Here is a 25,903-nt window from a genome sequence, read left to right on the forward strand (position 1 = left end):
CACTGGTAATGGCCGACATTATGGAAGGCGTCTTTTCCTTTCTTCAGGGTGGTTAATGACATTATATCCGTCAATCCCTGGACAAACAATACCGTCAACAAGTGGACGTTTTTAACCAGCATTAACAATTATTATTTGTTAAATTAAGAAAAATAAAAGGAAAAACTGTTAATACTAGCAAAAACAAATAAAACATAAATTCCCACCTCGTAAACTTTTCTTATATTAAACTATATTATAAAGTAATAGAATTTAGTAAACTAGTAAGAATTATACATATTGAAATTTCCTAAAATAATTAATTCATTATCAAGCAACCTCATTTAGATGCATTACGAAGAACCATATCACAAATAGTCATAAAACAAAGGGTAGTTATACTCGATAAACATCCCTCCCTTAAACCAGTCGTCGTTTTACCCCTTCTTCTTTGTTGATCTAACAAGTACTAACCTCTACAGCACTAGAATTTTAGAAAAAGTCCGTCAATGTAAGTGAAAAGAAGCTCACATAGGCTTTAACCTATATGAGCTTCTTTTCTCTCCCCATATCTATCACTTCCCTACTTCAAATCCTTAACAGAGCCGTTCTTTAGTAATTCTACGCTGAGGGTGAGTTTTTTTGGGTGTGGGTCTAGTTTGTTTTTGTGTTTCAGTTTGTTAATGAGCATCGTGGCGGCGTGGGTGCCCATTTCGTAGGTGGGGCGCCGGACGACGGTGACTTTTGGGCGGATGAATTGGGCGAGGTCATTTTCGTCGAAGCCGACTAAGGAGATGTCCTCGCCTATGACGAGATTCATATCACGGATGGCGTTGATGGCGTATGTACATAGGATGTAGCTTGTTGCGAAGATTGCTGTTGGTGGTTGATCCATTCTCATTAAATTGAGTGTCATTTCATAACCGGAATCCTCTTGCCAGTTTCCTTCTTTCATGTAGGCAGGGTTTGCTTTGATGCCGTGATCCTTTAATGCTTGCTGATAGCCCCAGTATCTTTCTTTCCAATTGGAATAGATGGTAGGTCCTGAGAGAATCGCGATGTCGGTATGTCCCTTTTCAATCATATGTGTCGTAGCTTCATAGGCGCCGCGAAAATTATCGATAACAACGCCGTCTAATCCGCTATTTTCAATGTAGCGGTCAACGAGGACGATCTGTTTATCAATAGTTTTGTAGGCATCGGGATTCGTTTGCGTGCCAACTAACACAATGCCCTCAACATTTTTGCTGAGGACACCTTGAAAAAAAGCTTCTTCCTCTTCGACGCTGTCATTTGTCGGGAAGACAAATGTGAAGTATCCTTCGGCTTTTGCGACATCGGCTGTTGCCTGGATGACGGAGGTGTAGAAGGAGTTTTGGATATTAGGAACAATCGTGGCAATCATCTTTGTTTGTTTTGTGATCATGGAGGCTGCTAGCGAATTTGGGACAAATTGAAGCTCTTCAATCGCTTTTTTGACTTTTTTTCTTGTTTTGTCACTGACTCGATCCAAGTTGTTTAATACTCTTGAGACAGTGGCAACAGACACGTTGGCATGCTTTGCCACATCCTTGATTGTTTTGTTTAGATGAGACATACGTTACCTCCTGATTGGGCTTGCATTATAACGAATGAAGCAATCCAGTATTCTCCAATGCTTTTTGAGTATGCTCGATAAATAATTGTCCGAGCTCGTTTATGTGGTTACTGCTATGCACAATAAATGTTTCCCACTCTGGAAATGGGTTTTTGTCTATTTCCACTTTTACAATATCTTCACTGGCCAGGTATCTGTTCATATACGAAGAGGGGAAGATGGAAACAGCAAGATTGTTTTTAATAACTCTATTGAGATTTGAGAGACGGCTTTCCGGCCTGACAATGAGAACCTGAAGTGACCAATGACTTAAGGAACATCAGGGGAATAATGACTTGAATTAACTGTCTTAATTTCTAATGGATTTCCGCTATAGATAAAAGATATAATTTAGTTAATGGATGTCATTAGAAAGCTATATGAGCGTATAACGAGTTAATTTTTTTTTGAAGAATAAGGGAGTTATTTGTATTTATACACGTAGAAATAATTAGGGGTATAGCGATGAAGGAAAATGAGGTAATTGAAAAAATAACTAACCTAAGTATATGGAAACGAGGAGACCAACGTGCCCCACATAAACCTCTTCTTCTGTTATATGCACTAGCAAAGTTACAAAGCACTCAAGAAAGGCTTCTGCTTTATTCAGAGGTAAGAGAGAAATTAACGGAGCTATTAATCGAATTTGGTCCTAAACGGAAATCTTACCACCCAGAGCAGCCATTTGTGCGTTTACAGAAGGATGGCATTTGGGAACTTAGTAACCCAGATATAGGACCGAATAATCGGAAGCTATTGATTGGAAATGTTTGGGGTGGATTTAATAAATCAGTTTATACATTGTTAGTAAACAATCCAAATTTGATTAGAAAAATAACCGATATTCTACTTCACAATCATTTTCCGGATACTGTTCATGACGATATTCTAATGCATGTAGGTCTTGACATGGATTTCAAAGGAAAGCGATCAAGAGACCCTGATTTTAGGAATAAAATATTACGTGCATATGAATATAGTTGCGCAATTTGCGGCTTTAATGTACGCCTCGGTAGTAATCTTGTTGGCATTGAAGCAGCTCATATTAAATGGCATCAAGCAGGTGGTCCTGATAAGGAGGAGAACGGTATCGCTCTATGCTCGATGCATCACAAATTATTTGATAGAGGGGTCTTTACGTTAACAGATTCCAATATACTGCTTGTTTCTGAAGAAGCACATGGAACGAGTGGGTTCAATGAATGGTTGATGAAGTATCATGGGGAATCCATTCGAAAACCAATCCATCCAGACTACCAGCCTGAGCAACAATTCATTAATTGGCATGTACGAGAAGTATTTAAAGGGCCTTCACGATACCATGTTGGCTAAAAAGCCTTCTGACTGACGTAATTATAGATTATCAATTCACTTATTGTGGAACTTCTTATGGGAAATTTCATTTGCAGCTTAAAGGATTCTTTATATAAAGGAAACTATCCTCCGATAAATAATGCAGAAAAAATAAGCGTGTCTGAGTTAGAGAAATGTAAGTTATAACTAAGTTGAAATTATGAAGGAGTCAACCAACCATGAACGAAATGCCTAACTGTCCTACATGTCATTCAGAATATACGTATGAGGATGGGACTTTTTTTGTTTGCCCGGAATGTGGGTTTGAGTGGATGAACAATCAAGAAGCGGAAGATGAAGGAGATAAGGTTATCAAGGACGCAAATGGAAACACGTTAAATGATGGGGATACGGTTACTGTTATTAAAGATCTCAAAGTAAAAGGCAGTTCTTCTGTTCTCAAGCAGGGGACAAAAGTGAAAAGTATCCGCCTGGTAGATGGTGATCATAATATTGACTGCAAAATCGACGGGTTTGGTGCAATTAAACTAAATCTGGATTTGTGAAGAAAGTTTAAGCCCTTTTTAATTTCCTACGTTTATAAACGAACGGCCTTCCTCGCACAGCCCTGCCTCAATTCCTATTGGGTCGGGGCTGCTGGCATGGGTCCTCTCTCAACAGCCTTTTACGACTGGAAGCGGTACATAGACCGGCAAAACATGGGTAAATATATATTAGTTGATATTAAGTTTTGCTCGAAAAAAATTCACAGCTTGTAATACAGTTTTTCTGCTTGCCGTTTAACGGGAAGCTATTTTATGGTGTGTAATACGCAGGAAAGCGCGTCCTTATGAGCACACCGTTATCTGTCTTATTTAATACCATAAAATTGATATTGACATTAGTGTCATAAGGAGCGGGGAGAAAAGGTTGGTAAGCTACTTAAGGAAAACGCTGATTTCGGTAATCTGCTTAATCGATTTTGTTGTTTTATTGAAGAACAAACCGAACAAAATCGCATAAAGCCATTGGTGTCAATTAACGAATTAGAAAATCTCTCTATACAATATACGTTAGGCGCTGTTCGCAGACTGACCTTTGGGGGGACAGAGTGAGCGGGGCAGAGATGATGAATAAGCTATCCACTATCGTAATTGCCTTATATTGCCGAAGCCACAATAATAGTTTTTCGCTTTGAAATGGAAAGAGGAGGCATTTTTATGCTGAAAAAGATTGTTTTTTATACAGGAGCCAGCTTTGCAAGTTTGTTTGTAGTACCAACACTTGCTATTCTCATTCCTGTGTTCCCGATTTTAGGGATTGGACTGGCAGGCTATACGATTTTGCATGTTTTCGGGATGTTTCCTTCGTTGCCGTTAGTTTCATTGGGCGTCATACCTGTTGCTTATCCGCTTCAGATCATCACCGCGTTTATCGTGAGCGGACTTCTTTTGATCTTAGGGATTGTAAGCTATAAAGGTCTTAAAAAATATATTAGACTTCTGGCTAAGAGAAAAGAGCAGGCAAACTATTAGCCGAAAAGCTGGCACTTTTGGATAGGATGTTAACGGAACCACTTCCGATCCCCTCCATTTAGGTGTTTGAAATGGAAAAAATAATGACTCTGACATCGGAATTGATCAGCCGCAGGCCGGACTTCAGTCAACTTGACGTGAGGAAGAATGATAATCGGCATATGGAATAAATCCGTGACCAGTGGGATAGAAGCTATGTTCACAAAAACGATGGTTTATAAAAGCCGTCGTCTTCATGCTTTGCTGGGTTTTGACTGACCTAACCCTGGTCAGAATCCAAACAGTTGAATTTATATGAAGAGATTTGAATGACATTAATCTAAACGGGTGATGCATAATGGCAGATACAATCTTGCTGGTAGAAGATTTTTATACGTATATTCAAGTTCAAGGGTGTTTTGAATAACTGCTCAATTATGAGTGTTCAACAAAAGCTGCTCAACAATTACTTTGTTGTCGTCGAGACTCATGGTTTACGGGATTGGGGAAGCTGTTGAAGTGACAAGCGAGAAGAGTCGTTAAATGTCTTGACGATCCTTTTTTTTGTTTGTTAAAATACATTCATAAATGTATTTAATTTTATACGCCGTTAAAAAGTTAAAAAAATGATACTTTTATAACTTCTTGGAATTAGAAATGGGGTGAGCTGAAGTGGACAGTGGAAATAGTGAAGTGAGGCTGGAATCAAAATCTTCTACGAAAGTGAGGGTACGCAGTTGGGTGTGCTTGGAGGCCTTTACCCTGTCTGCCTCAGCAAACGCCAGGAATCTATATTTTAAAGGGAGAGTTGGAGATGGTTGTGTGTCGTTTTATATCCAAAGGGATATTTCGCCAGTTTGTTCAGGTTATAAGCTTGCTGGCGATGGTGACTGGCGTTGTGCTGCCTTTCAATATTGGCATGGTACATGGCGCAGGAGCGGATATTAGCAGTAGTACGGGGATGCTGGCGATCGCGGGTGGAGATAATCATACTCTGGCTCTGAAGGCAGATGGCACTGTGGTGGCGTGGGGAGCAAATGAATATGGTCAAATAACAGTGCCAGCAGGAGCAAAATCTGGAGTGGTGGCGATTGCAGCCGGAGATGATCATTCGCTGGCGCTGAAAGAGAATGGCACCGTGGAGACGTGGGGGTATGGGGATAAATTAGTGATGATTAATGTGGTCTTGATTGCTGCAGGAGGTAATCATTCGCTAGCGCTAAGGGAGGATGGTTCGGTTGTAGCGTGGGGAGCAAATGGTGAAGGTCAAACAACGGTGCCAGCAGAAGCAGAATCTGGAGTGATAGGGATCGCAGCGGGAACGTATCATTCGCTAGCGCTAAAGGAGGATGGTTCGGTTGTAGCGTGGGGAAATAATGATTACGGTCAAACAACGGTGCCGGCAGAAGCAGAGTCTGGAGTGATAGCGATCGCAGCGGGAACGTATCATTCGCTAGCGCTAAAGGGGGATGGTTCGGTTGTAGCGTGGGGAAATAATGCTTACGATCAAACAACGGTGCCGGCAGAAGCAGAGTCTGGAGTGATAGCGATCGCAGCGGGAAATTATCATTCGCTAGCGCTAAAGGAGGATGGTTCGGTTGTAGCGTGGGGATATGAGTATTACGGTCAAACAACGGTGCCAGCAGAAGCAGAATCTGGAGTGATAGCGATCGCAGCGGGAACGTATCATTCGCTAGCACTGAAGGAGGATGGTTCTGTTGTAGCATGGGGAGCGAATGAACATGGACAAAGTTCAGTGCCCTACACAGTGACCTTCGATAAGAACGGGGGAGATGTGGATGCTAATCCAACGGAAAAGCTGGTGGTCTATGGAGGTAACGTTGAAACTCTGCCGACTCCGCCAACCCGAACGGGGTACACGTTCGCAGGCTGGAACACGGCTGCAAATGGGGAAGGAGCTTGGTTCGATGCTACCACAGAAGTAACCGCGGATATCACGGTATATGCCCAGTGGACATCAGTGCCCTACACAGTGACCTTCGATAAGAACGGTGGAGATGTGGATGCTAATCCAACGGAAAAGCTGGTGGTCTATGGAGGGAACGTTGGAACTCTGCCGACTCCGCCAACCCGAACGGGATACACGTTTGCAGGCTGGAACACGGCTGCAAATGGGGAAGGAGCTTGGTTCGATGCTACCACAGAAGTAACCGCGGATATCACGGTATATGCCCAGTGGACATCAGGATCCTACACAGTGACCTTCGATAAGAACGGTGGAGATGTGGATGCTAATCCAACGGAAAAGCTGGTGGTCTATGGAGGGAACGTTGGAACTCTGCCGACTCCGCCAACCCGAACGGGGTACACGTTTGCAGGCTGGAACACGGCTGCAAATGGGGAAGGAGCTTGGTTCGATGCTACCACAGAAGTAACCGCGGATATCACGGTATATGCCCAGTGGAAGAGGGTCACTGGAGGAAACAGCGGTGGAGGTATTACGCCTTCACCATCATGTGATGCCAAAGTTGTTTCCTCAGATGGTCAGTTGACTCTTCCAGCATGTAGAACAGGTGAGGTTAGTTTAGGTGAAGCTGTCACCGTTATTATTCCACCTAACGCTTTCGACAAAGATTTGATACTCACCATTGAAGAAGTATCGGACACACAACAGTTTTTGACGGAAAGGGATATACTTGCTAGTCCGATCTACGAGATATTAAAAAACGCTTCGGAGAATTTCAAAAAACCGATTACACTAATCTTTGCTTTCGATCCGTCCAAGCTAAAGGATCATCAAGCTCCCGCTGTATTCTATTATGACGAAGTGAAGAGGAAGTGGGTGGAGGTTGCTGGGGGCAAGATTGAGGGCAATCATATTGCTGTAGAGGTCGATCACTTTACGAAGTTTGCAGTATTTGCGATGGATCCAACGGAATCACCACCTATTCAGGATCCGAAGATTGCTTTCAGCGATATTTCTGAACACTGGGCAGAAACCAGCATTAAGCAAGCCGTAATTGAAGGAATTATTCGCGGTTATCCGGATGGAACGTTCAGACCTGATCATTCGATTACTCGCGCCGAGTTTACAGTTATACTTGCGGACGCATTGAAATGGGACGGAACAGGTGAGGTACTTCGCTTCACTGATGAGGACAAGGTTGGCTCCTGGGCCAAAAGCGCGGTCGCTCTTGCTGTGCAAGAGGGGGTCGTCAATGGGTACGAGGACGGTAGCTTCCGTCCTGATGCGAAGATTACCCGTGCAGAGATGGCATCGATGATTGCCAGAGCGCTGAAGATGCCCGTAGACGCGAGTGTACCGACTGACTTCGCCGATGATGAGGATATTCCGAACTGGGCGAAAGGAGCAGTGGAAGCACTCCATAAGCTGGGCATCGTCAAGGGACACGGTGGCCAAACGTTTGCTCCAAACGAGTCAGCGACTCGGGCAGAAGCGGTTGTGATGGTGCTCAGAATGTTAGAGCAAAGTCATGAGTGACCCTGAATTTGCATAAGAAGAGATATTAGGAAACGCCTAGAGGTGTCCCAGATTGTAGAGAAACCCCACTAAAGTGAAGTGACCCCTAAAAGTTAGACACTATTATTTCATTAGGCAGCTTGGGTAAAATGAGTTCGGTATTGCACCGGACTCAATGTTTTATTTTGTAAAGGAGATTACCAACCTTCTCACCCTCCGTGTCTTTACGTTCACCTAGAATGAGCGATCCTTGAGGAGTGAAAATCCTAGCGAGCTAGCAGCGAAAGCCCAATGACATCAAATTGGAGATGCTTATACAATGCTTACAAATATAGCCCTACAAGTAAAGTGCTGTCTGTACTCCCTTGCTACTGAGTAGTAACAACAACCATTACGAATAAAGGAAACTTCCTTCAGTGGAGGTTTTCTTCACTTCATACTTGAAGGAGCCTAATTTGAGCTATTTTTTCATATGTGGAAAATCACAATCAGGCATATGTTTAGTATGAAATTAAAATCGCCGTATACGAAGCTGTACAGTGGAGTGAGAGGTCACTATACTTTGGTGCATCCGGCTACATTTGAAGTTGGAGCCTATACCTTATGAACTAATGATCGCGTTTAAAAGTAGTTTTGACGCTGGTCTTGTAGTCAGGTATTATTACAGAAAGTGATGACTACAGCTTTCCCAATAAATTGTACATCTTAGCGAAGAGGTGAATGAATTGCATAAAACCAAGTTTCAATTGAAACGTGAGGCTACCTACCGTCAACTAATTGAATCAGGGTTGGCTTGTTTTTTGGAAAAAGGCTTTGCGGCAACGAGAATTGAAGACATTGTGGAGCGAGCTGGATTCACGAGAGGTGCGTTTTATTTCCATTTCAATACGAAGGAGGAGGTTTTTTTTCACTTATTGGAGGAGAGGGCTAGGCAGAGGAGTGGTTGGATAGACCTTCCCCGTAAGTACAACAAAGATGAAACAACGCTGGAGCAAGTATTGGACAAGTGCCTGTTCGAGTTGGAAAGCCGAATGAAGGATGAGCGAAAATGGTTTTTGGTTCTGATCGATTTCTATTTGCAGACGAAGGAGGATCCAGAAGCCCGTAACAGGCTAAGGAAGTACTATCAGGCTTGGATCAATGAGATTGCGATGTTTGTCGATGTTCTGAAAGAAGGCGGTTGGGTTGCAAGCGATAAAGACAGCAGCCTGATTGCGGCGCAAATGTGGGGGTTCAGCGAAGGTTACTCCGCGACCTCTTTTTTATTTGGTACGTTTGATCCCAACATAATGCTTGAGGGATTCATCAAGCTTTTGAAATAAAATGAAAGGCGAAGGAAGGGTAATGGCTAAACGGCATCTATTGTTCATTCGTCTAGTTAAAGTAAATACAAATTTCACTAATTTGTTCAAGTGTTATGCAAGGAACTGCTGTGGGTCCTGAGCTTTTCACTGTTAGGCGTATCACAAGTGATTGTAAAACGGAGGCAGCAAAAGATGGGAATATGATATTCAAGTGAAAACGTATTTGTTAGTCGAGATTATGAAAAAGAAGGACTCATTAAGGTTATTCCTTACATGGGTTTCTTTATTTCTAGAGTGTTAAGAGTTGTAAGTTTAATTCTTACTGTTATTGCCGACAAACAAAAAAGAAATAGGGTTTACAAAGAATGTAGCCCCTATTGTGATTGGTCTCATTTTATTGATTTATCTCTTAGCGTTTGTATTAATGATGATTGGTTTCTTAGCAAGATCTTAACTTCTTTGATGACAATCTATTATCTATCATTTGATTGATGGTAATAGTCAACTAGCTTAGGAGGAGCTCAGATTGCTAAAAACATAGTCATGCGAGACTCCCACCGATTAGGTCGTAAGTTAGGGCTTGCGGCTTGAGTTGTGGTAGCCTCAATCACATGATAACGAGCTATTAAGAAAGTGAATGGCATGACTTCGACTTTAAATGATAAAGCGTTTATTCCAGCAGCTTGAGGTTCTGAGCAGCAAGTAAAGCCTGGGTTCTGGAGGAGACTCCGAGCTTTTCATACAGGCGGGAAAGGTACACCCGCACGGTGCCTGGGGATAAGGCAAGTTCTTCGGCCATTTGCTTGTTGGTTGCCCCTTGGTTCAGCAGACGGAGAAGATTTATTTCATTGCGGTTCAATGGCTCGGCGAGCTCTTCCTTATGCTGCTTTTGGGACATGATTTCTTTTGGAAATGATGCAACTAACTGGTGGACATAGTTCTCAGTCACTTCTGAAGAAGGAAACATGGAAGGTTCGTGCTGTTTCACTTTTAAATAATGCATCAAAACAGCTTTCATGTCAGCTCCATCATCCAGAAAGCTTCGTACATATCGATTTTGTTCGCCTAGCATTAGTGCTTCGTGGATGTGTTGCGTAGCTTTGTCCTTTAGTCCTCGCTGGTATTCTAATAAAGATTGCAAAGCTGAAATTTCCACTAGGCTCGAGATTAGTTGCTCTCTTGCCGCCTGAGGCTTCATTCGCTCCAGAAGGCGGAGCGCTTCCGCTTCCTTGCGTTGCTTGCCGAGCAGACGCACCAGTGCTATATTAGCATATTCTTGGTTGAAAGCTGGGTACGCCTCGGCGGTTAAGCCTAGTTTTTCGGCTTCTTTTTTTGCTTGTATGAGCCGGCCTTCGAGCAGGTACAATCGAATTTGAAAAGCATGAAGCAGTCGCAGCCAGTGGGCTTCGGAAGTAGACTGGATCGCATCACGAATCCGTTCGTGAGCAAGATCAAAATTTTGGTCGACGATGTGGAAGCGTGCTTGCATAATCACCAGTGGAATGAACAATCCGGGAACTGGCATCTGCAACGTATTTCTTTCGACCTCATTCAGTAGCTTGCGGCTTTTGTCCAACTCGTTCCATTCGTAATAGCCTTCGCACAAAGATTGTTTCACATATAAGTTAATGAGCGATTGTGTCCAGCCATGAGATTCCAGAATTTCATTGAACATGCGACCAATGGTGTCTGTATCAGCAGAGAGAACGCCCTTGAGACCGAGTGGTGTGCGTCTTACTAGAGGCTCTGACAAGTTATAGTTGTAATTGTAAAAAACAGCGTTTTCCGGCAATATGCGGTCTCGTATACCTTCAACGAATTTCAACCACTTTTTGAAGTCCCCATTTAGAAACATCAAGTTGGCGCGAACAAACAGGATGCCACTTTGTAGCTGTCCTTTGCGACTTGGTTCATCTATTGACGAGCTTTCCTGCTCCACTTTTTCCAATAACCGGTCCGCTTCAAGAAAGTCGCTGTTTAGCAAGAGTACAAAGGCGTACAAGAGAGACATCTCTGGAGTAAGTAAGGTTTTATCCGGTATGCGCTGAAACCAAAGAAGCAAAGTCTTGTGCTCTCCTTGGCGCAGCACATTAGGGAGATTTTGCGCTAAATATCTTTGGGTCAAGTCAAAATCTTGTGCTTCCAATGCGTGATGGATGGCCTCGTCCATGAAGCCGTATGAGGCGAGGCATTCACTCGCCATACGATTAGCTCTAAGCCATCCTTCAGGGCTGTTCTTTTTAAACATTCCCTGTAGAAACTGCGCAAACAAATGATGATAACGGAACCAACTATTTTGATCGTCAAGTGGGATAATGAACAGATTTAATTGTTTGATCATCTCTAACATATCCCTGCTGTTTGAACGATTTGTGATTGCATCGGTAATCGGAGCATTCATCCTGGAGAGGACCGAACTATCTAACAAAAACGTATACAATTCATCAGGGAGACCTGACATTACTTCCTGAAACAAAAAATCTGAAACGTTCCGATGGTCTCCGTTGAACTCTTGAATAAAGTGATCGTAGTCGGTTTTTGAACGAATCGAGAGTGTTACCAACTGTAAACCTGCCGCCCAGCCACCCGTCTGTTCATGCAGTTTTCCAATTTGTTGGTGCGATAACTCGAGCTCGTTAACATTTGTGTAAAACAACTCGGCTTCATCCAAGGTAAATTGAAGTTGCTCCATATCGATGCTACTAACTTCGTTTTGAACAGTCCATTTGGCTGTAGAAAAGGGTAGCTCTTTGCGGGAAGAAATGATCATATGTATCGTAGACGGGAGGTAATGGATGAAATAGGTAATGCTGTCATGGATATGCGCATCATTTATGATGTGGTAATCATCTATAAGAATGGCGATTTCTTTGGAAGACGCAAAAAGTTCATTAATAAGCGAATCTAAAAAGCTATATATAGAAGAGCCAGATAAGGCTCGCTCCAGATTATAGATATGTTCTCGGTTTAATTGAGGTAGCACAGATGCTATGGCATGAAGGATATAGCGCCAAAACCTGACCGTATCATTATCCATCTCATCGAGAGAAAGCCAGACACAAGGTAGCGAATTTGAATCCGCCCATTGAGTCAACAACGTAGTCTTTCCGAAACCAGCGGGAGCCGTTACGATTGTCAATCTACCCTTCGATCCAGCATTAAGGGTATCCAATAAACGACTTCGTAAAACACTGCTATCTTTTGGAACAGGCAGGGTGATTTTTGTTTTTAGAATCGTTGGCTGAATTTGATTGGTCATGATTACCTCACCGTGTAATTTAGAATATTCGATATACTCATTATACAAAAGTCTGAAAAAAATTAACATTCGTCAATTTCATTTTTCTCTTTCTTTACTTATAATGAGGTGCGACTTAGCTATGGAAAAAAAGGAGAGAGTACTGTGAAAATTGTAGAGTATAAAAGGCGAGCCACAGTAATTGTCCTCATTGTCTTACTGGTGTTCAGTTTCCTCGGTTTTTTGAGGATAGCGAATCAAGAAGTTTATGCCAACACAAACACAAGTTTGTATTATACATTGGGTGACCCTGAGTATAGCGTGATGCAAATGAACTTGCAAAATGGTTCCGCTCCTGAGACGCTTGCTAAGCAAGGTGCTTTTTTTGAACCTAGAGCGATTGCTGTTGATTCAGAAGGTGGATACATCTACTATTCAGCGAGAGATCGTATATACAAAATGAAGCAGGATACATTACAAGAAGTTGCTCAATATGACAACCCTAGTGGTTATGTAATAAATGAGTTCGCTTTGGATGCCAGTAATCATAAGTTGTACTTTTCAGATGCCTATGGAGATGGATCAGGAACGTTTTTTTCAAGAGTGTTAGTCCTAGACTTAACGAATGGTTCCATCGATCTGCTCTATGATACGCCTACCGATGGCTTTGTCTTTCTTTTTGGGCTCTCGGTTTCCCATAATGGGGACTATCTTTATTTTCAAATAAGGGATTTATATGGTGATTCTAGTATTTATCGCATGGATACAGGGGGATTGAATGTCGAGGAATGGATTTCGGATATTGGGAACCCCATTCGTGCAGTTGTTGATCCAACAACCGATGAGCTTTATTTTTCTGATGAGAGGATGATTCGCAAAGCTAGCTTGAGTACAGGAGCTGTACAGAGTGAGCCTTATTATTCAGGAGAGCACCATATTTCAGCTATTGCGCGAGATCCAAGTGATGGGACGATTTACTTTGGTATATCCGACAATACGTTTGTCATCTCTATGTATCGAGTGATTTCAAGTAGTGAGGCAGAACTTGTTGTTGCCGATATAGGTCGTGTCAATGACATGGTCATTGCAGAGGTGCCCCAGCCCCTCACCTATACCTTAGAGCCGATTGACGATATAAAACTTCCAGATCTTGTTGAAGGGTATAAGCCGGAAGATAAATGGCCTAGAAACATTCTTCTTAGAAATACTGGAGCGGGTACGTTGAGGAATGTTTATGCAAGTATAGATGGTCCAGGTAAAGATGCTTTTATTTTGCAACAACCTTATTCACCGATAGAGACAACGACCAATATGTCAGTAGAAGCGAAGAATGAATTAGCAGCGGGAAACTATAGAGCTACGGTCACGATAACAGCTGACAATATGGAGCCTGTGAGTTTTCAAGTTACTCAAGAGGTCCATACCTACTCGATAGCGCCAATTAACGATCAGACATTGACGGAGCTTGTGTCTGGATATGCATCGGGAACACAAGAGACGAGAAGTGTGGAGGTCGTGAGGACGGGTACGGGCATACTTAGAAATGTATCCGCCAACATAAGCGGGACGAATGCAGAGGCCTTTGAGATCACCCAACCAGCAACCACGATAGTTGGAGAATCTTCCTCATTTACTGTGAAAGCGAAGGATGAGCTAACGTCGGGCTTGTATACAGCAACAATTACGATCACAGCCGACCATATACAACCAATGAGCTTTCAAGTGACGCAAACTATACTTCCATCGACTGAGGCAAGGTTGGGAGGATTGAGTATAGCTGAGGGCCCGCTCACCCCTTCCTTTGATCCCGACGTCATGCATTATACATCTCACGTTCCTCATGAACGCGATAGTATAACGCTTGCAGCATCCACACTTCATACACAGGCAACCTATACGGTTTACAATGACAAAGGGGAAATCGTGACAGGACCTGCGGTATTAAAGGTTGGAAAGAACCTGTTTGAAATTCACGTAACAGCTGAAGACGGTGAGGCTACTGAGATTTATGTGATTGAAGTAACACGAGCGCCTTCTAGCAATACGGACATTCATTCACTAAGCTTGCAAGGCATCACACTAAATGAGACGGTAAGTGCGAATGTGTATCAATATACAGCAACAGTACCCAACGGGGTGGCTGTAACAGATCTTCAGGTGGAGACAGTGGATATGAAAGCCTCGGTCAGTGCTTTGACCGTTAACGGAGCGTTCGCGGACAATCCAATTCCATTGACAGTAGGCTCCAATAGAATAGAGGTCACCATTCTGGCTCAAGATGGCGTAACCGAGCAAACCTACACGATCATTGTTACAAGGGTAGCTTCCGATAATGTGCTGTTGAGCAGTCTCGACGTAAACGAAGGTATGCTGTCTCCAACCTTCGACCCGTCAATCTACGCCTATTCTATAGAGGTTTCTCATAATACAACGTCAGTGAGTATCACGCCTGTGGTCGATCATAAAAATGCCGAATTAAAGATTAATGGAGAGCCACAAGCAAGTGGCTCCCCGATCAGGATACCACTAAAGGTCGGAACCACGAACGTGCTTATCGAGATTGAAGCCGAGGACGGGATTCATTCATCGACCTACACGCTAGCGATTCAGAGAGCTGCAAGCAGCAATGCTGCACTTGAGGATTTAAAACTAATCGGTGGAACGTTGTCACCGGCTTTCGCTGCCGATCAGTTCACCTACGATGTGGTTGTACCTTATTCGGTTTCACAGGTAAGCGTCTTAGCAACAGCTTATGATCCGTATGCTGTCTTAAGGATGAATGGCCATATCGCTTTAAGCGGTGAACCTTCTGCTCCTATTGAACTTGAAGTGGGAAGCAATATGATTACGGTTGAAGTGACGGCACAAGACGGGATGACAGTGCAGGAATATCAGATCAACGTCAATCGGTCGAAGAAGTCGAATAACAGCAATCCCCCACAAAGGGATAAGAAAGAAATTCCAGATGACTCTCCAGAATTATTCATAGATGAGCTCAGAGCACAATTTCAAATGGTGACGGAATTATTTAGGTCTTATTTGAGGTCAATAGGTATCTTTTGAAGTTAGGTCTTGAACAAGCGGAAGAAACCTCGGCTGATGTTACGATTAATTTTTCACCTGGGGAGTACCATGTAATTAAACACGTGAGCTCAAAAGGGATTAAGAATGAAAAAGGGAAGTATGGAGCAAAATTTTCTTTCCTTGAGAGGAGAAAGTAAAAAAATGTGTCGTTTGCTGAAGAAACAATTGTTGCTCGGATTAGCTTTCCAAAGCGTTGAGCAAGAGGTGGGTGTAGCCTCTCAGTCTTTTTCCTTTGGTGATGGTTCAGCTGATGGCCCTTTTCTTATTGAACCGCAGAGCAGCTGAATGCTGTAAATGGGGAAAAGGAGCGACTCGCGCAGAGACGGCGGTTCTTCTTAGCCGAATGTTAGAAAGCATTGGTTCGAATTGACGAAAAATATGTTACAAAATAAAATCTCCATCGTGCCACTATCTAAGGTGGTATCGATGGAGGTTTTTTTGGCAGAAGGATCTTATAACGGTGTTTCGCTGGAATTTCCAAGATCGACTGAAATTGCGGGATAACAGCTTAACTAGTTTTTGGTATGATAATCAAAAATGTAGAAGAAATGGGCTGGCGTCTTTTTGTTCAAGTCATGACAGATGAAGAAGGCAACCACTTTACCAAAAAAGACAACCCTAATAGTGAAATTCGCATGATCTCTTCTTCTGCGTACATACTATCCTTATAAATGACTGGGCGGAGATGAGGAAAATGACGGAAAACCAACTTAAACATACATATTTGGTCATCGATCATCTTCGCGTCTATTGTGAGTATTGGATCGATCAGAGCAAGCCGGCGATGTTTCTGATTCACGGCTTTGCCTCTTCCACCTATACATTTCACCGTTTGATACCCCTGCTTAAGGAGCATTTTTCAATTTTCGCGATTGACCTTCCGGGGTTTGGCCGGAGTGACAAATCAACCTCATTTACCTATTCGTTTCAAAATTATGCGCAACTTGTAGCGAAGTGCCTGAAATATTTCGGCCTAGAGCGGGTCATTATCGTCGGTCATTCGATGGGCGGGCAGATCGCCTTGTATACGGCGAAATTAGTTCCGGATCAAGTCGATAAATTGGTGCTGCTAAATAGTTCCGGCTATTTGAAAAAAGTAAAGAAATCCCTGATGTACAGTTCATATATGCCCTTTTTTCCTGCTTTCGTTCAGTGGTATGTCGGACGGAAGGAAGTAAAGGACTATTTGGAAAATGTGCTGTATAACAAAGCACTAATTACCGCAGACATGATTGAGGAGTTCGGCCGACCGCTTAAGGAAAGAAACTTCTATAAATCACTCGTCCGGCTGGCGCGCCATCGTGAGGGTGACCTGACGACGGAACAGCTGCGCGACATTAGAAAACCGACCTTGCTTTTGTGGGGCGAAGAGGATAAGGTCGTCCCTGTGGCGGTTGGCAGACGCCTTGTGAAGGAACTGCCTGAAGCGGAGCTGATTACTTACAAGCACACAGGTCATCTGCTTTCGATTGAAAAGCCGCTTGATGTTGTGACGGATATAGTAAGGTATACATGTAGAACCAATTTAGTCTAAAGTTTTCGTAAAAGTCGGGTAAAAAGCGGGGCCTGGATCTTTAAAAAAGCTGTACAGTCCCTTAATATTCACCTGTTACACTAAAACCTATAAGACGTATGGAATGGGGGTAATGAGGTGAAAGTGCGAAAAGCGATCATCCCTGCGGGGGGATTGGGGACCCGGTTTTTACCTGCTACGAAAGCCCAGCCGAAGGAAATGCTGCCGATCGTCGATAAGCCTACGATTCAATATATTGTCGAGGAAGCTGCCGAGTCCGGCATCGAGGATATTATTATTGTCAGTGGACGCGGCAAAAGAGCGATTGAGGATCACTTTGACAGCTCCTACGAATTAGAGAGCGTGCTCGCCGGCAAGGAAAAATGGCGGCAGCTTGAAGAAGTGAAAACCATTTCGAGCCTGGCCAACATTCATTATATCCGTCAAAAAGAGCCGTTAGGACTCGGTCATGCGATTGCGTGCTGCCAGTCATTTATTGGCGATGAGCCGTTTGCTGTACTGCTCGGGGATGATATTGTCCGTTCGGCTATCCCATGTACGAAGCAATTAATGACGATTTATGAGCGCTATCAATCTCCTGTTGTCGGCGTTCAGCCTGTCCGTGACGAAGAAGTATCGAGATACGGAATTGTCGCACCGGCAGGTTTGGAAATCGAACAAGGTGTGATCGGCGTATCAGACCTGGTTGAAAAACCTTCTCTCCACCACGCGCCATCGAACTATGCACTTATGGGACGTTACATCCTCTTACCCGACATCTTCCCACTTCTACACACAATTACGCCTGGTGCAGGAGGCGAAATCCAGTTAACTGACGCTTTGAAACAACTGAATCAATCCCATCATGTGCTTGCTTATCACTTCCAGGGAAAACGCTATGACATTGGCGATAAGCTCGGCTTTCTGAAAGCAACATTGGACTTTGCCATGGAGCGAGAGGGGCTCAGTCAAGAGTTGAGAGCCTACATGGAAGAACTGATGAACGTCACAATCGCGTAAAGGCGATGAAGGGAGGGGGTCCGCATGCAAATTACCGTTGTTGGGACTGGGTATGTCGGCTTAGTCACCGGTGTGACCTTTGCCGAGGTTGGCCATGAAGTCATTTGTATCGACGTTGACAGTACGAAAATCAAGATGCTGAAACGGGGCGAGGTGCCGTTTTATGAGCCTGGTCTTCAGCAGCTTCTTGTTCATAATCTCGCAAACGGCCGACTGACGTTTACGACTGATGGCGATGAAGCGTATCGCTTGAGAGATGTGATTTATGTAGCGGTCGGAACGCCCTCAAAGGCGGATGGCGCAGTGGATGTGAGCTATATGGAGCAGGCCGTAGTTGACGTCGCGAAAGCAATTGAAGAATATACGGTCATTGTTATTAAAAGCACTGTACCTGTCGGAACGAATGAACGTGTTCGCGCTATGGTCGCCCAGCATACAAGCTGTCCATTTGATCTTGTCTCCAATCCAGAGTTTTTACGGGAAGGCTCGGCGATTTACGATATTTATCATGGGGACCGGATCGTCATTGGCGCAGAACATGAGCGGGCCGCCGAAACGGTGGCGATGCTGCACAAGCCGTTTGGCACGCCGATTTTTCATACCGACCCGCGCAGTGCCGAGCTGATCAAATATGCGGCGAACGCTTTTTTGGCGACGAAGATCAGCTATATCAATGAAATTGCGAATCTATGTGAAAGGCTTGGAGCAAATGTCGACGCTGTCGCGCATGGCATCGGCTTGGACCGGCGGATCGGCGCGCAATTTTTACAGGCAGGTTTGGGCTACGGCGGCTCCTGTTTTCCGAAGGATACAAGAGCGCTTCTTCATATGGCAGAAACCGCTCAGTCTGATTTGCGGGTGCTCGCCGCTGCCAGTACCGTAAACGAGCGCCAGCCTTACGTCGTGATCGAGAAATTGAAAAAACGGTTTTCATCATTACGAGGGCTGCGAATCGCCTTATTGGGATTGAGCTTCAAACCGAATACAGATGATCTTCGTGAAGCTGTCTCGCTTGTCATTTTGCAGGAATTACAGGCGGCGGGAGCGTCGCTGATCGTGTATGATCCGGTCGTCGATCATCCGAAAGGAAACCGTGTTCTCGAACAAGTAATGTTTGCCGGCAGCATCGACGAAGCGCTGTCCGGGGCCGAGGCGAGCATCATCGTCACGGAGTGGGAGGAAATTAAGGCATTTCCACTTGCCAGGTATAAAGTGTTGATGAAAGAGGCAGTTGTTATCGATGGGCGGAATTGTTATCCTCTGGCGAAGGCGGAAAAAGCGGGGGTAGAGTATTACTCCATTGGCCGGCCGGCGGTCAATGAGCAGCAGCCGAGCCAGCTGCTGAAGCAATGAGAGAGAGGCAGGCAGTGGTGCCACTATAGATAGGGGGAGTCAAAAGATGAGAATCGCGATTTTTTCTGACACATACGCACCGGAAGTGAACGGGGTCGCCCGTACGCTGAAGCGTTACACCAATTATCTTGACACGAAAGGCATTGAATACCGTCTGTTTGTTCCGGAAAGCCGCACACCGGTGCCGAAGGTTCCTCACATCGAGCGGTTTATGAGCATCCCGTTTTTATTCTATCCGGACTGTCGTCTGGCACTGCCGAATCCACTCTACATCCGGCAAACGCTCGATGAATTCAAGCCGACATTGATTCATGTCGCCACACCGTTTAATCTAGGACTCTTTGGTCTTCATTATGGCAAAAAGCATCACATTCCGATGGTCGCTTCCTATCATACTCACTTCGATGATTATTTAGCCTATTATCATGCCACCTTATTCAAAAAATGGATCTGGAAATATTTGCATTGGTTTCATCACTCGTTTGACCGCGTCTTTGTTCCGTCAGAAAGCACAAAACAAAAGCTGATCGACCGCGATTTTCACCCTTCGATCGACATTTGGGGCCGGGGGGTGAACCACCAGTTCTTTTCGCCGGCAAAAAAATCGAGCGACGTCAGAAAAAAGTACCGGATCAAAGAAAAGAACATTCTGCTCTATGTTGGCCGCATCGCCCCGGAAAAAGATGTCCATATCGTGCTGGAGACGTTTCATGCTTTGCCGCCGCATATGAAAGAGCAAACACATTTGCTGCTAGTCGGCGACGGCCCGCTGTTTCAGACGCTGTCAGCTAAACCCCACCCGCAAATTACATGGACCGGTTTTTTAGAAGGGGAAGCTTTGTCCGAAGTGTATGCGTCGTCTGATCTTTTTCTTTTCCCATCTCCGACCGAGACGTTTGGCAATGTCGTCCTGGAAGCCCAGGCTTCCGGTCTTCCAGTTATCGGCGCAAAAGCAGGAGGCGTGCAGCACCTCGTTTCCCATGGAGTGAACGGCTTTTTATGCGAGCCGAAAAGCACAAAGGCCTTTGCTCACTATACGGCCTTTCTTTTAGAGCAAAAAAGCCTGCGCCGTTCCTTTTCGGAAAAATCGCGTGCATTTGCCTTAACGCTGTCATGGGAAGAAATATTCAATGGATTACTTTACAGTTTTTATCAGATTGCGAGTCAGAAGCAGGAGATTTCGGCATAATTGCGATTTGATCAGCCATGATTTAAAACGTTTCAGGGAGTGTATTAAAAGGAGTATCATCTCTTTTGATACACTCCCTTTCTGATTGAGGGGGGGAGGACAAAAGAGACCGTCCAAATTAGCGGATGGTCCATATTGAAGTTGTACAAGCTATGTGAAGGAATGAACGAAATCAGCTTGGGCAGATGAAGCCACTTTTTTACGAGCGTAAAATAGCTTATAATGATTAGTTAGAGATAGATTGATTCATCTATAGATAATTGTCCTACATGATGATAAGGTTATAATGGAAACAGACAAGTTTTGTAATAGGTCGCGCCTTGCTTGGTGTGACACCTAGGCAGGAGCGTATACATCCTTCCTGCAAATTTTAGAGTATAGGGATGGTAAAAATGAGCAACGGAGAAACAAAAACAGATGTCATCTTAATTGGTGCTGGTATCATGAGTGCGACGTTAGGGACACTTTTGAAAGAATTAGTACCAGAATGGGAAATTACTGTGTTTGAGAAGCTCGAAAAGGCAGGTGAGGAGAGCTCCAATGAATGGAATAATGCCGGGACAGGGCATGCGGCACTATGCGAGCTTAATTACACAACGGAAAGGTCGGACGGATCGATTGACATTAGTAAAGCGATTAACGTGAATGAGCAGTTTCAGCTTTCGATGCAGTTCTGGTCTTATCTTGTTAACCGTCAGCTAATCCAGCATCCGCAGGACTTTATTATGCCATTGCCTCATATGAGTATGGTGCAAGGGGAGCAGAATGTGACATTTTTAAAGAAACGGTTTGAAGCGCTCACAGGAAATCCCCTTTTTCAAGGAATGGAATTTTCTGAGGATCCTGAAAAATTGAAGGAATGGATTCCGCTTATTATGGAGGATCGGGAAACGGACGTGCCGATTGCTGCAACGAAGATCGATTCTGGAACCGATGTCAATTTCGGCGCGTTGACGCGGATGCTGTTCGATCATTTAGCAAGTCAGGGCGTCGAAATCCGTTACAAGCACAGTGTAGATGATTTGAATCGTACCGCGGACGGCTTGTGGGAATTAAATGTACGGAATGTCGAGAGCGGTACAGTCGAGCGTCATACGGCAAAGTTTGTTTTCATCGGCGGCGGGGGAGGAAGTTTGCATTTGCTGCAAAAGTCCGGTATTCCTGAAGGAAAACATATTGGCGGATTCCCGGTAAGCGGCATTTTCATGGTCTGTCATAATCCGGAAGTGATTGAGCGGCACCACGCGAAAGTATACGGCAAGGCGAAGGTTGGAGCACCGCCGATGTCGGTTCCGCATCTCGATACCCGCTTTATCGAAGGACAGAAATCGCTGTTGTTTGGTCCGTTTGCCGGATTCTCACCAAAGTTTTTGAAAACAGGCTCGATGCTTGATTTATTGACTTCTGTAAAACCGAATAACCTTGTTACGATGCTGGCGGCAGGAGCAAAAAATCTCTCCTTGACTAAATACTTGATCGAACAGGTAATGCTGTCAAAAGAAAAGCGGATGGAAGAGCTACGGGAGTTTATTCCGAATGCGAAAGACGAGGATTGGGATTTAGTCGTAGCGGGCCAGCGTGTACAGGTGATTAAAGACACGGATGCCGGAAAAGGAACGCTTCAATTTGGAACGGAAGTGATTACTGGCGCAGATGGTACGATTGCGGCTTTATTAGGGGCGTCCCCGGGAGCGTCAACTGCTGTTCATGTCATGCTTGAGGTGATCAGAAATTGCTTCCCGCAGCATTTGGCCCAGTGGGAGCCGAAGATTAAAGAAATGATTCCTTCTTATGGGGTGTCGCTCGCGGAAAACCGAGAGCTTCTGCACGACATTCATACTTCGACAGCGAAGACGCTTGGCTTAAGTGAAAAAGAGCTGGTTCACAGCTAAAGGAAGGCAGCGGCGTTGTCTTGCTGTGACAAAACTAGTTAGCAGGGGCTGGGAAAAAGGTGAAAAACAACCTTTTACTCAGCCTCTTATTTTAAAATAAAAAGAACCAACCGAGAACTAACACAATTACGATAACCGGAATGAGGCCAAGATAAATAATTAATTGATTGCCAATACTGCGTTGGCTGCTATAATTCGAGTCTTCTGTTTTTGTCAATGATAATGTAATGACAAGGGCTGCTACGCAAACAATAGCGGCAAAAATAATTAAGATTGTCATTGTTTCTCTCCTTCAGGGATTGCATGATGATGTCTATGTTCTTTTATTAAACCCGATCATGACAAAATTGGCACCATCCAATTTGCCATTAATTTTCTCATCCACTTTGTAGCGTTGGGACAAGGTGATGTTATGTCATCGTTGACTCGATAAGAGCTTCCTTAAATCGTTTAATCCCCTCACGGATTTGCTGCTCATTTCCTCTCCCATATGTAAAGCGGACAAAGCCCGATTCGGAACCCATTATGCGCCCTGGGGTGAAGATGACGCCTTTTTTTATCGCCTCTTCGATCAGCCGATTTTCATTAGATAAGCCGTTAATTTTGCACCATAAATGAATGCCGCCCTGAGGGGTCTCGTATTCGACCTGCTCGGGTAAGAGCGCTTGTAAGCTTGTGACCATCTCTTGTTTGCGGCGTTCCAGCTTTTGTCTGAGCAAGCTGATATGGTGCGGGAAGTAGGCAGAGTCAAGAAACTCTTTTGCCACCCACTGCGGAAAAATGCTGTGTCCGAAATCAACCTGCTGCTTAATATCAGCCAGACGCTGGATAACGGGGTGGGGACCGATCACCCAGCCGACCCGCAATCCGGAGGCAACGATTTTTGAAAGTGAGCTAATATAGAGCACATTGCCGTTCAAGCCCAATGACTTTAAAGTAGGCTGATTAAATTCCCCTGCTGACGTAAGGCTGTATGGGTCATCCTCAATGACCGGAATGCCGAACTCGGATGAAATATCTAAAATTTTCTTGCGGCGCTCCAGGCTAAGCACCGTCCCGGTAGGATTCTGAAAATCGGGATTTAAAAAGATCATGCGAATGCGATGCTTTTTATGCAGCTCAATCAGATCAGCGGGCCGGATCCCATTGTTATCGGGCTTTACTAAATGGACATGTAATCCGGCTGAGCGGAAAAGCGGTAACGTATAGCAGCAATAGGATGGATCTTCGATTGCTACGGCATCGCCTTGTTGGAGCAGCCCCTGGACGATAAGATGGAGGGCCTGCTGCGCTCCGGATGTGATCAGAATCGACGAAGCATCCGTCTGAATATTTCGATATGCTTGGACATGCTCGGCAATGACGGCCCTTAACCTTTCATTCCCTTGCGGTTCGTCGTAGCCAAGGTTCTCGGTAAAGCGATGGCTGGAAAGGATTGTCTGAAACTGTTCTGTCGGGAATAAATCACTCGATAATTCTCCGCTCATGAAGTTAATGATGCGATCATCCTTTGATTGCTCTCTCAATCTTTGAACAATCGGGAAATTAGGTAAAACTGAACCTGCCTCTACATAGTGATTCCAGTTCGGCATCCGTTTATTGAGCAAGCCCCAAATATCACTGCTGACTTTTGTGCCGCTTCCTTTTTGCCTCGTCACTAGCCCCATCGATTCAAGCTCGGCGTAAGCGGCGACAATCGTACTCCGGTTGACAGCGTATGTTGCTGCTAACGCTCTTTCGGAGGGCAATGTGCTGGCAGGAGGGAGGTGGCCGGAAGAAATCTCAGCTTCAAAATAGGCTGCAATTTGTTTATATAAAGGTTTTTGATCGTCGCGGTTCGGTTTCCACTCCATGTGTCCCCCTCATTTCTTTTACCCATTTTCGCCTGTCGGGGCGGGGCGTCGGCTTCGCGCGCCGCTTCTAAGAAAGGACGCTACGCGTATTTCTTACCGTGTATTGTCACTATAACGAATGATGGACGGGAAGGTCAAGTTTGGATGTTTTGCCCGGGAACGATGGGCTGAAACAATACTAGCTTCAACAGATCGTGGCGGTTCCGCTCATTGCTTAGAGGCCGGACAAAAGGTAATGAAACAACCTTCTGACCAGGCCTCTGACTGTCCTGCCTATAATGCCGGGTAATAAGGCTCGTAAACAGGGTTGCTGTAATAAGGCGGTCGCACAGCGATCGTTGGCAGATCCCAGCTGTATGTCATATAGTCCATTGTCACCTTTTCTTCCTCATTTTGCAAAAGCCTTGTCGCTTCTGGAAAAAATTCAATATTCAAATGTCATTCCTCCCGATTTTTTTATTAGCATTCTTCACATAAGCAAATGCCTAGACATAGCATATGTTATCTGGGAGGGAGACGTTATGAAAAATAAAGATGAGCGCAATCAGCCAACGAATGAAGAGCTTGAAAGAATCAGAGTGTATCAGCAATGGTTTGAAGAGAACAAGAAGGATGATCCGTATCCTCAATACCCGATTTACGGCAAAATCACAAAAACGGAAGAAGTCCCGATGGCTCAGCCTGAGCAAAGGCAGCTTCGGCAACCGGGCCTTGAGAGCTTGATGGTTCCAAAGCCGATTATCGAAAACCCGCATTATCTCGGCAGCGGGAAATTAACCGGTAAAACAGCACTCATTACCGGGGGAGACAGCGGCATGGGCGCTGCAGCAGCGATTGCCTTCGCGAAGGAAGGCGCCGACGTAGCGATTTCGTACTTAGATGAACACGAAGATGCGAACCGGACAAAAGACCGGGTCGAAGAGCTTGGCCGAAGATGCTTAGTGCTGCCGGGTGACTTGAGGGAAAAGGAGCAATGTGAACATATCGTATATGAAACGATCAACACATTTGGCCGGTTGGATGTACTATGCAATCATGTCGGCATCCAGTTTCAGCAAAACGACATAACGGAAATTACCGATGAACAGTTTGATGAAACGTTTAAACTCAATGTATACTCGCACTTTTATACGACGCGGGCGGCGATGCCGTACCTCGAAGCGGGCAGCTCGATCATTGGCACGGCATCTGTCGTGGCCTACGAAGGGGAGCCGCTGTTAATGGATTATTCCGCGACAAAGGCGGCGATTGTCGGATGGACCCGCGCATTGGCGAGAAATGTTGCCAAACGGAAAATCCGCGTCAACGCGGTTGCACCCGGCCGTATCTGGACTCCTCTTATTCCGGCTAGTTTTTCGTCCGATGAAAACGCGCTCCACGGCGGAAATCTTTTTAATCGGATGGCCCATCCGTTTGAGGTGGCACCGACATTTGTCTATCTGGCTTCGGATGATTCGCGCCATGTCACCGGTCAGGTTCTTCATGTTGACGGTGGGGAGTCGACGCAATCCTGATCGTGAAAAAAGGTGGCACTCCCGTCGATTGGACGTCTATGAAAAGGAGGCTGCTGAAAAAGCGAAACACACTTTTTCA

General features: G+C 44.7%; 17 protein-coding genes and 1 pseudogene. 13 read left to right on the plus strand and 5 right to left on the minus strand.

Going from position 1 to position 25,903, the window contains the following annotated elements; genetic code table 11:
- Window positions 1-562 precede the first annotated feature (562 nt).
- A complete protein-coding gene (locus M3202_RS14645) occupies window positions 563-1,576 on the minus strand; it encodes a LacI family DNA-binding transcriptional regulator (RefSeq protein WP_251224063.1) in 1,014 nt (337 codons plus the stop codon).
- Window positions 1,577-2,080: 504 nt separating this feature from the next.
- On the opposite strand from M3202_RS14645, the gene M3202_RS14650 reads away from it, so the two are divergent.
- From M3202_RS14650 to M3202_RS14670, 5 genes and pseudogenes are all read left to right on the plus strand, one after another.
- Window positions 2,081-2,947 (plus strand): phosphorothioated DNA-binding restriction endonuclease, encoded by an 867-nt coding sequence (locus M3202_RS14650; protein ID WP_251224064.1) that lies wholly within the window; start codon window positions 2,081-2,083, stop codon window positions 2,945-2,947.
- 200 nt (window positions 2,948-3,147) lie between these two features.
- Window positions 3,148-3,485, plus strand: a pseudogene (locus tag M3202_RS14655) (zinc ribbon domain-containing protein YjdM).
- A gap of 643 nt (window positions 3,486-4,128) precedes the next feature.
- Window positions 4,129-4,443 (plus strand): hypothetical protein, encoded by a 315-nt coding sequence (locus tag M3202_RS14660; protein ID WP_251224066.1) that lies wholly within the window; start codon window positions 4,129-4,131, stop codon window positions 4,441-4,443.
- A 793-nt stretch (window positions 4,444-5,236) separates the two neighbouring features.
- On the plus strand, window positions 5,237-7,885 hold the full coding sequence (locus M3202_RS14665) for an RCC1 domain-containing protein (protein ID WP_251224067.1): 2,649 nt from the start codon (window positions 5,237-5,239) through the stop codon (window positions 7,883-7,885).
- Between the two features lie 704 nt (window positions 7,886-8,589).
- Entirely contained in the window at window positions 8,590-9,186 is a 597-nt protein-coding gene (locus M3202_RS14670; protein ID WP_251224068.1) for a TetR/AcrR family transcriptional regulator, read from the plus strand.
- A 652-nt stretch (window positions 9,187-9,838) separates the two neighbouring features.
- Here the strand turns inward: M3202_RS14670 and M3202_RS14675 are convergent.
- Window positions 9,839-12,427, minus strand: coding sequence for a winged helix-turn-helix domain-containing protein (locus M3202_RS14675; protein ID WP_251224069.1), 2,589 nt, complete (start codon window positions 12,425-12,427; stop codon window positions 9,839-9,841).
- A gap of 144 nt (window positions 12,428-12,571) precedes the next feature.
- On the opposite strand from M3202_RS14675, the gene M3202_RS22575 reads away from it, so the two are divergent.
- The 7 genes from M3202_RS22575 (at window position 12,572) to M3202_RS14710 (ending at window position 22,457) form a co-directional block, all read left to right on the plus strand.
- A complete protein-coding gene (locus M3202_RS22575) occupies window positions 12,572-15,469 on the plus strand; it encodes a cadherin-like beta sandwich domain-containing protein (RefSeq protein ID WP_251224070.1) in 2,898 nt (965 codons plus the stop codon).
- Window positions 15,470-15,574: 105 nt separating this feature from the next.
- Window positions 15,575-15,775 (plus strand): hypothetical protein, encoded by a 201-nt coding sequence (locus tag M3202_RS14685; protein WP_251224071.1) that lies wholly within the window; start codon window positions 15,575-15,577, stop codon window positions 15,773-15,775.
- Window positions 15,776-16,184: 409 nt separating this feature from the next.
- Window positions 16,185-17,024: an alpha/beta fold hydrolase gene (locus tag M3202_RS14690; RefSeq protein WP_251224072.1), complete on the plus strand. Its 840-nt coding sequence runs from the start codon at window positions 16,185-16,187 to the stop codon at window positions 17,022-17,024.
- Window positions 17,025-17,141: 117 nt separating this feature from the next.
- A complete protein-coding gene (galU, locus tag M3202_RS14695; RefSeq protein ID WP_251224073.1) occupies window positions 17,142-18,023 on the plus strand; it encodes a UTP--glucose-1-phosphate uridylyltransferase GalU in 882 nt (293 codons plus the stop codon).
- A gap of 24 nt (window positions 18,024-18,047) precedes the next feature.
- Window positions 18,048-19,376, plus strand: coding sequence for a UDP-glucose dehydrogenase family protein (locus tag M3202_RS14700; protein WP_251224074.1), 1,329 nt, complete (start codon window positions 18,048-18,050; stop codon window positions 19,374-19,376).
- 46 nt (window positions 19,377-19,422) lie between these two features.
- Window positions 19,423-20,565 carry a glycosyltransferase family 4 protein gene (locus tag M3202_RS14705; RefSeq protein ID WP_251224075.1) on the plus strand — a complete coding sequence of 381 codons (1,143 nt, stop codon included), beginning with the start codon at window positions 19,423-19,425 and terminating at the stop codon, window positions 20,563-20,565.
- Window positions 20,566-20,957: 392 nt separating this feature from the next.
- Entirely contained in the window at window positions 20,958-22,457 is a 1,500-nt protein-coding gene (locus M3202_RS14710; RefSeq protein ID WP_251224076.1) for a malate:quinone oxidoreductase, read from the plus strand.
- A 91-nt stretch (window positions 22,458-22,548) separates the two neighbouring features.
- On the opposite strand, the gene M3202_RS14715 is transcribed toward M3202_RS14710, so the two are convergent.
- The 3 genes from M3202_RS14715 to M3202_RS14725 all read right to left on the minus strand — a co-directional run bounded on the left by M3202_RS14715 (window position 22,549) and on the right by M3202_RS14725 (window position 24,745).
- Window positions 22,549-22,737, minus strand: coding sequence for a BshB3 potential contributor to bacillithiol synthesis (locus tag M3202_RS14715; RefSeq protein WP_251224077.1), 189 nt, complete (start codon window positions 22,735-22,737; stop codon window positions 22,549-22,551).
- A gap of 130 nt (window positions 22,738-22,867) precedes the next feature.
- A complete protein-coding gene (locus M3202_RS14720; protein WP_251224078.1) occupies window positions 22,868-24,310 on the minus strand; it encodes an aminotransferase-like domain-containing protein in 1,443 nt (480 codons plus the stop codon).
- Between the two features lie 273 nt (window positions 24,311-24,583).
- A complete protein-coding gene (locus tag M3202_RS14725; protein WP_251224079.1) occupies window positions 24,584-24,745 on the minus strand; it encodes a hypothetical protein in 162 nt (53 codons plus the stop codon).
- An 86-nt stretch (window positions 24,746-24,831) separates the two neighbouring features.
- Between M3202_RS14725 and M3202_RS14730 the strand changes: the two genes are divergently transcribed.
- Entirely contained in the window at window positions 24,832-25,824 is a 993-nt protein-coding gene (locus M3202_RS14730) for an SDR family oxidoreductase (RefSeq protein WP_251224080.1), read from the plus strand.
- Window positions 25,825-25,903: the final 79 nt, after the last annotated feature.

Source organism: Halalkalibacter oceani, assembly GCF_023715605.1.
Lineage (GTDB): Bacteria > Bacillota > Bacilli > Bacillales > Bacillaceae_D > Halalkalibacter > Halalkalibacter oceani.

Excerpts from the sequence above, each read along its gene's own strand:
- M3202_RS14645 (WP_251224063.1), bottom strand. The coding sequence starts at position 1,576 with ATGTCTCATCTAAACAAAACAATCAAGGATGTGGCAAAGCATGCCAAC.
- M3202_RS14650 (WP_251224064.1), top strand. The coding sequence starts at position 2,081 with ATGAAGGAAAATGAGGTAATTGAAAAAATAACTAACCTAAGTATATGG.
- M3202_RS14660 (WP_251224066.1), top strand. The coding sequence starts at position 4,129 with ATGCTGAAAAAGATTGTTTTTTATACAGGAGCCAGCTTTGCAAGTTTG.
- M3202_RS14665 (WP_251224067.1), top strand. The coding sequence starts at position 5,237 with ATGGTTGTGTGTCGTTTTATATCCAAAGGGATATTTCGCCAGTTTGTT.
- M3202_RS14675 (WP_251224069.1), bottom strand. The coding sequence starts at position 12,427 with ATGACCAATCAAATTCAGCCAACGATTCTAAAAACAAAAATCACCCTG.
- M3202_RS14685 (WP_251224071.1), top strand. The coding sequence starts at position 15,575 with ATGAAAAAGGGAAGTATGGAGCAAAATTTTCTTTCCTTGAGAGGAGAA.
- M3202_RS14690 (WP_251224072.1), top strand. The coding sequence starts at position 16,185 with ATGACGGAAAACCAACTTAAACATACATATTTGGTCATCGATCATCTT.
- M3202_RS14700 (WP_251224074.1), top strand. The coding sequence starts at position 18,048 with ATGCAAATTACCGTTGTTGGGACTGGGTATGTCGGCTTAGTCACCGGT.
- M3202_RS14705 (WP_251224075.1), top strand. The coding sequence starts at position 19,423 with ATGAGAATCGCGATTTTTTCTGACACATACGCACCGGAAGTGAACGGG.
- M3202_RS14710 (WP_251224076.1), top strand. The coding sequence starts at position 20,958 with ATGAGCAACGGAGAAACAAAAACAGATGTCATCTTAATTGGTGCTGGT.
- M3202_RS14715 (WP_251224077.1), bottom strand. The coding sequence starts at position 22,737 with ATGACAATCTTAATTATTTTTGCCGCTATTGTTTGCGTAGCAGCCCTT.
- M3202_RS14720 (WP_251224078.1), bottom strand. The coding sequence starts at position 24,310 with ATGGAGTGGAAACCGAACCGCGACGATCAAAAACCTTTATATAAACAA.
- M3202_RS14730 (WP_251224080.1), top strand. The coding sequence starts at position 24,832 with ATGAAAAATAAAGATGAGCGCAATCAGCCAACGAATGAAGAGCTTGAA.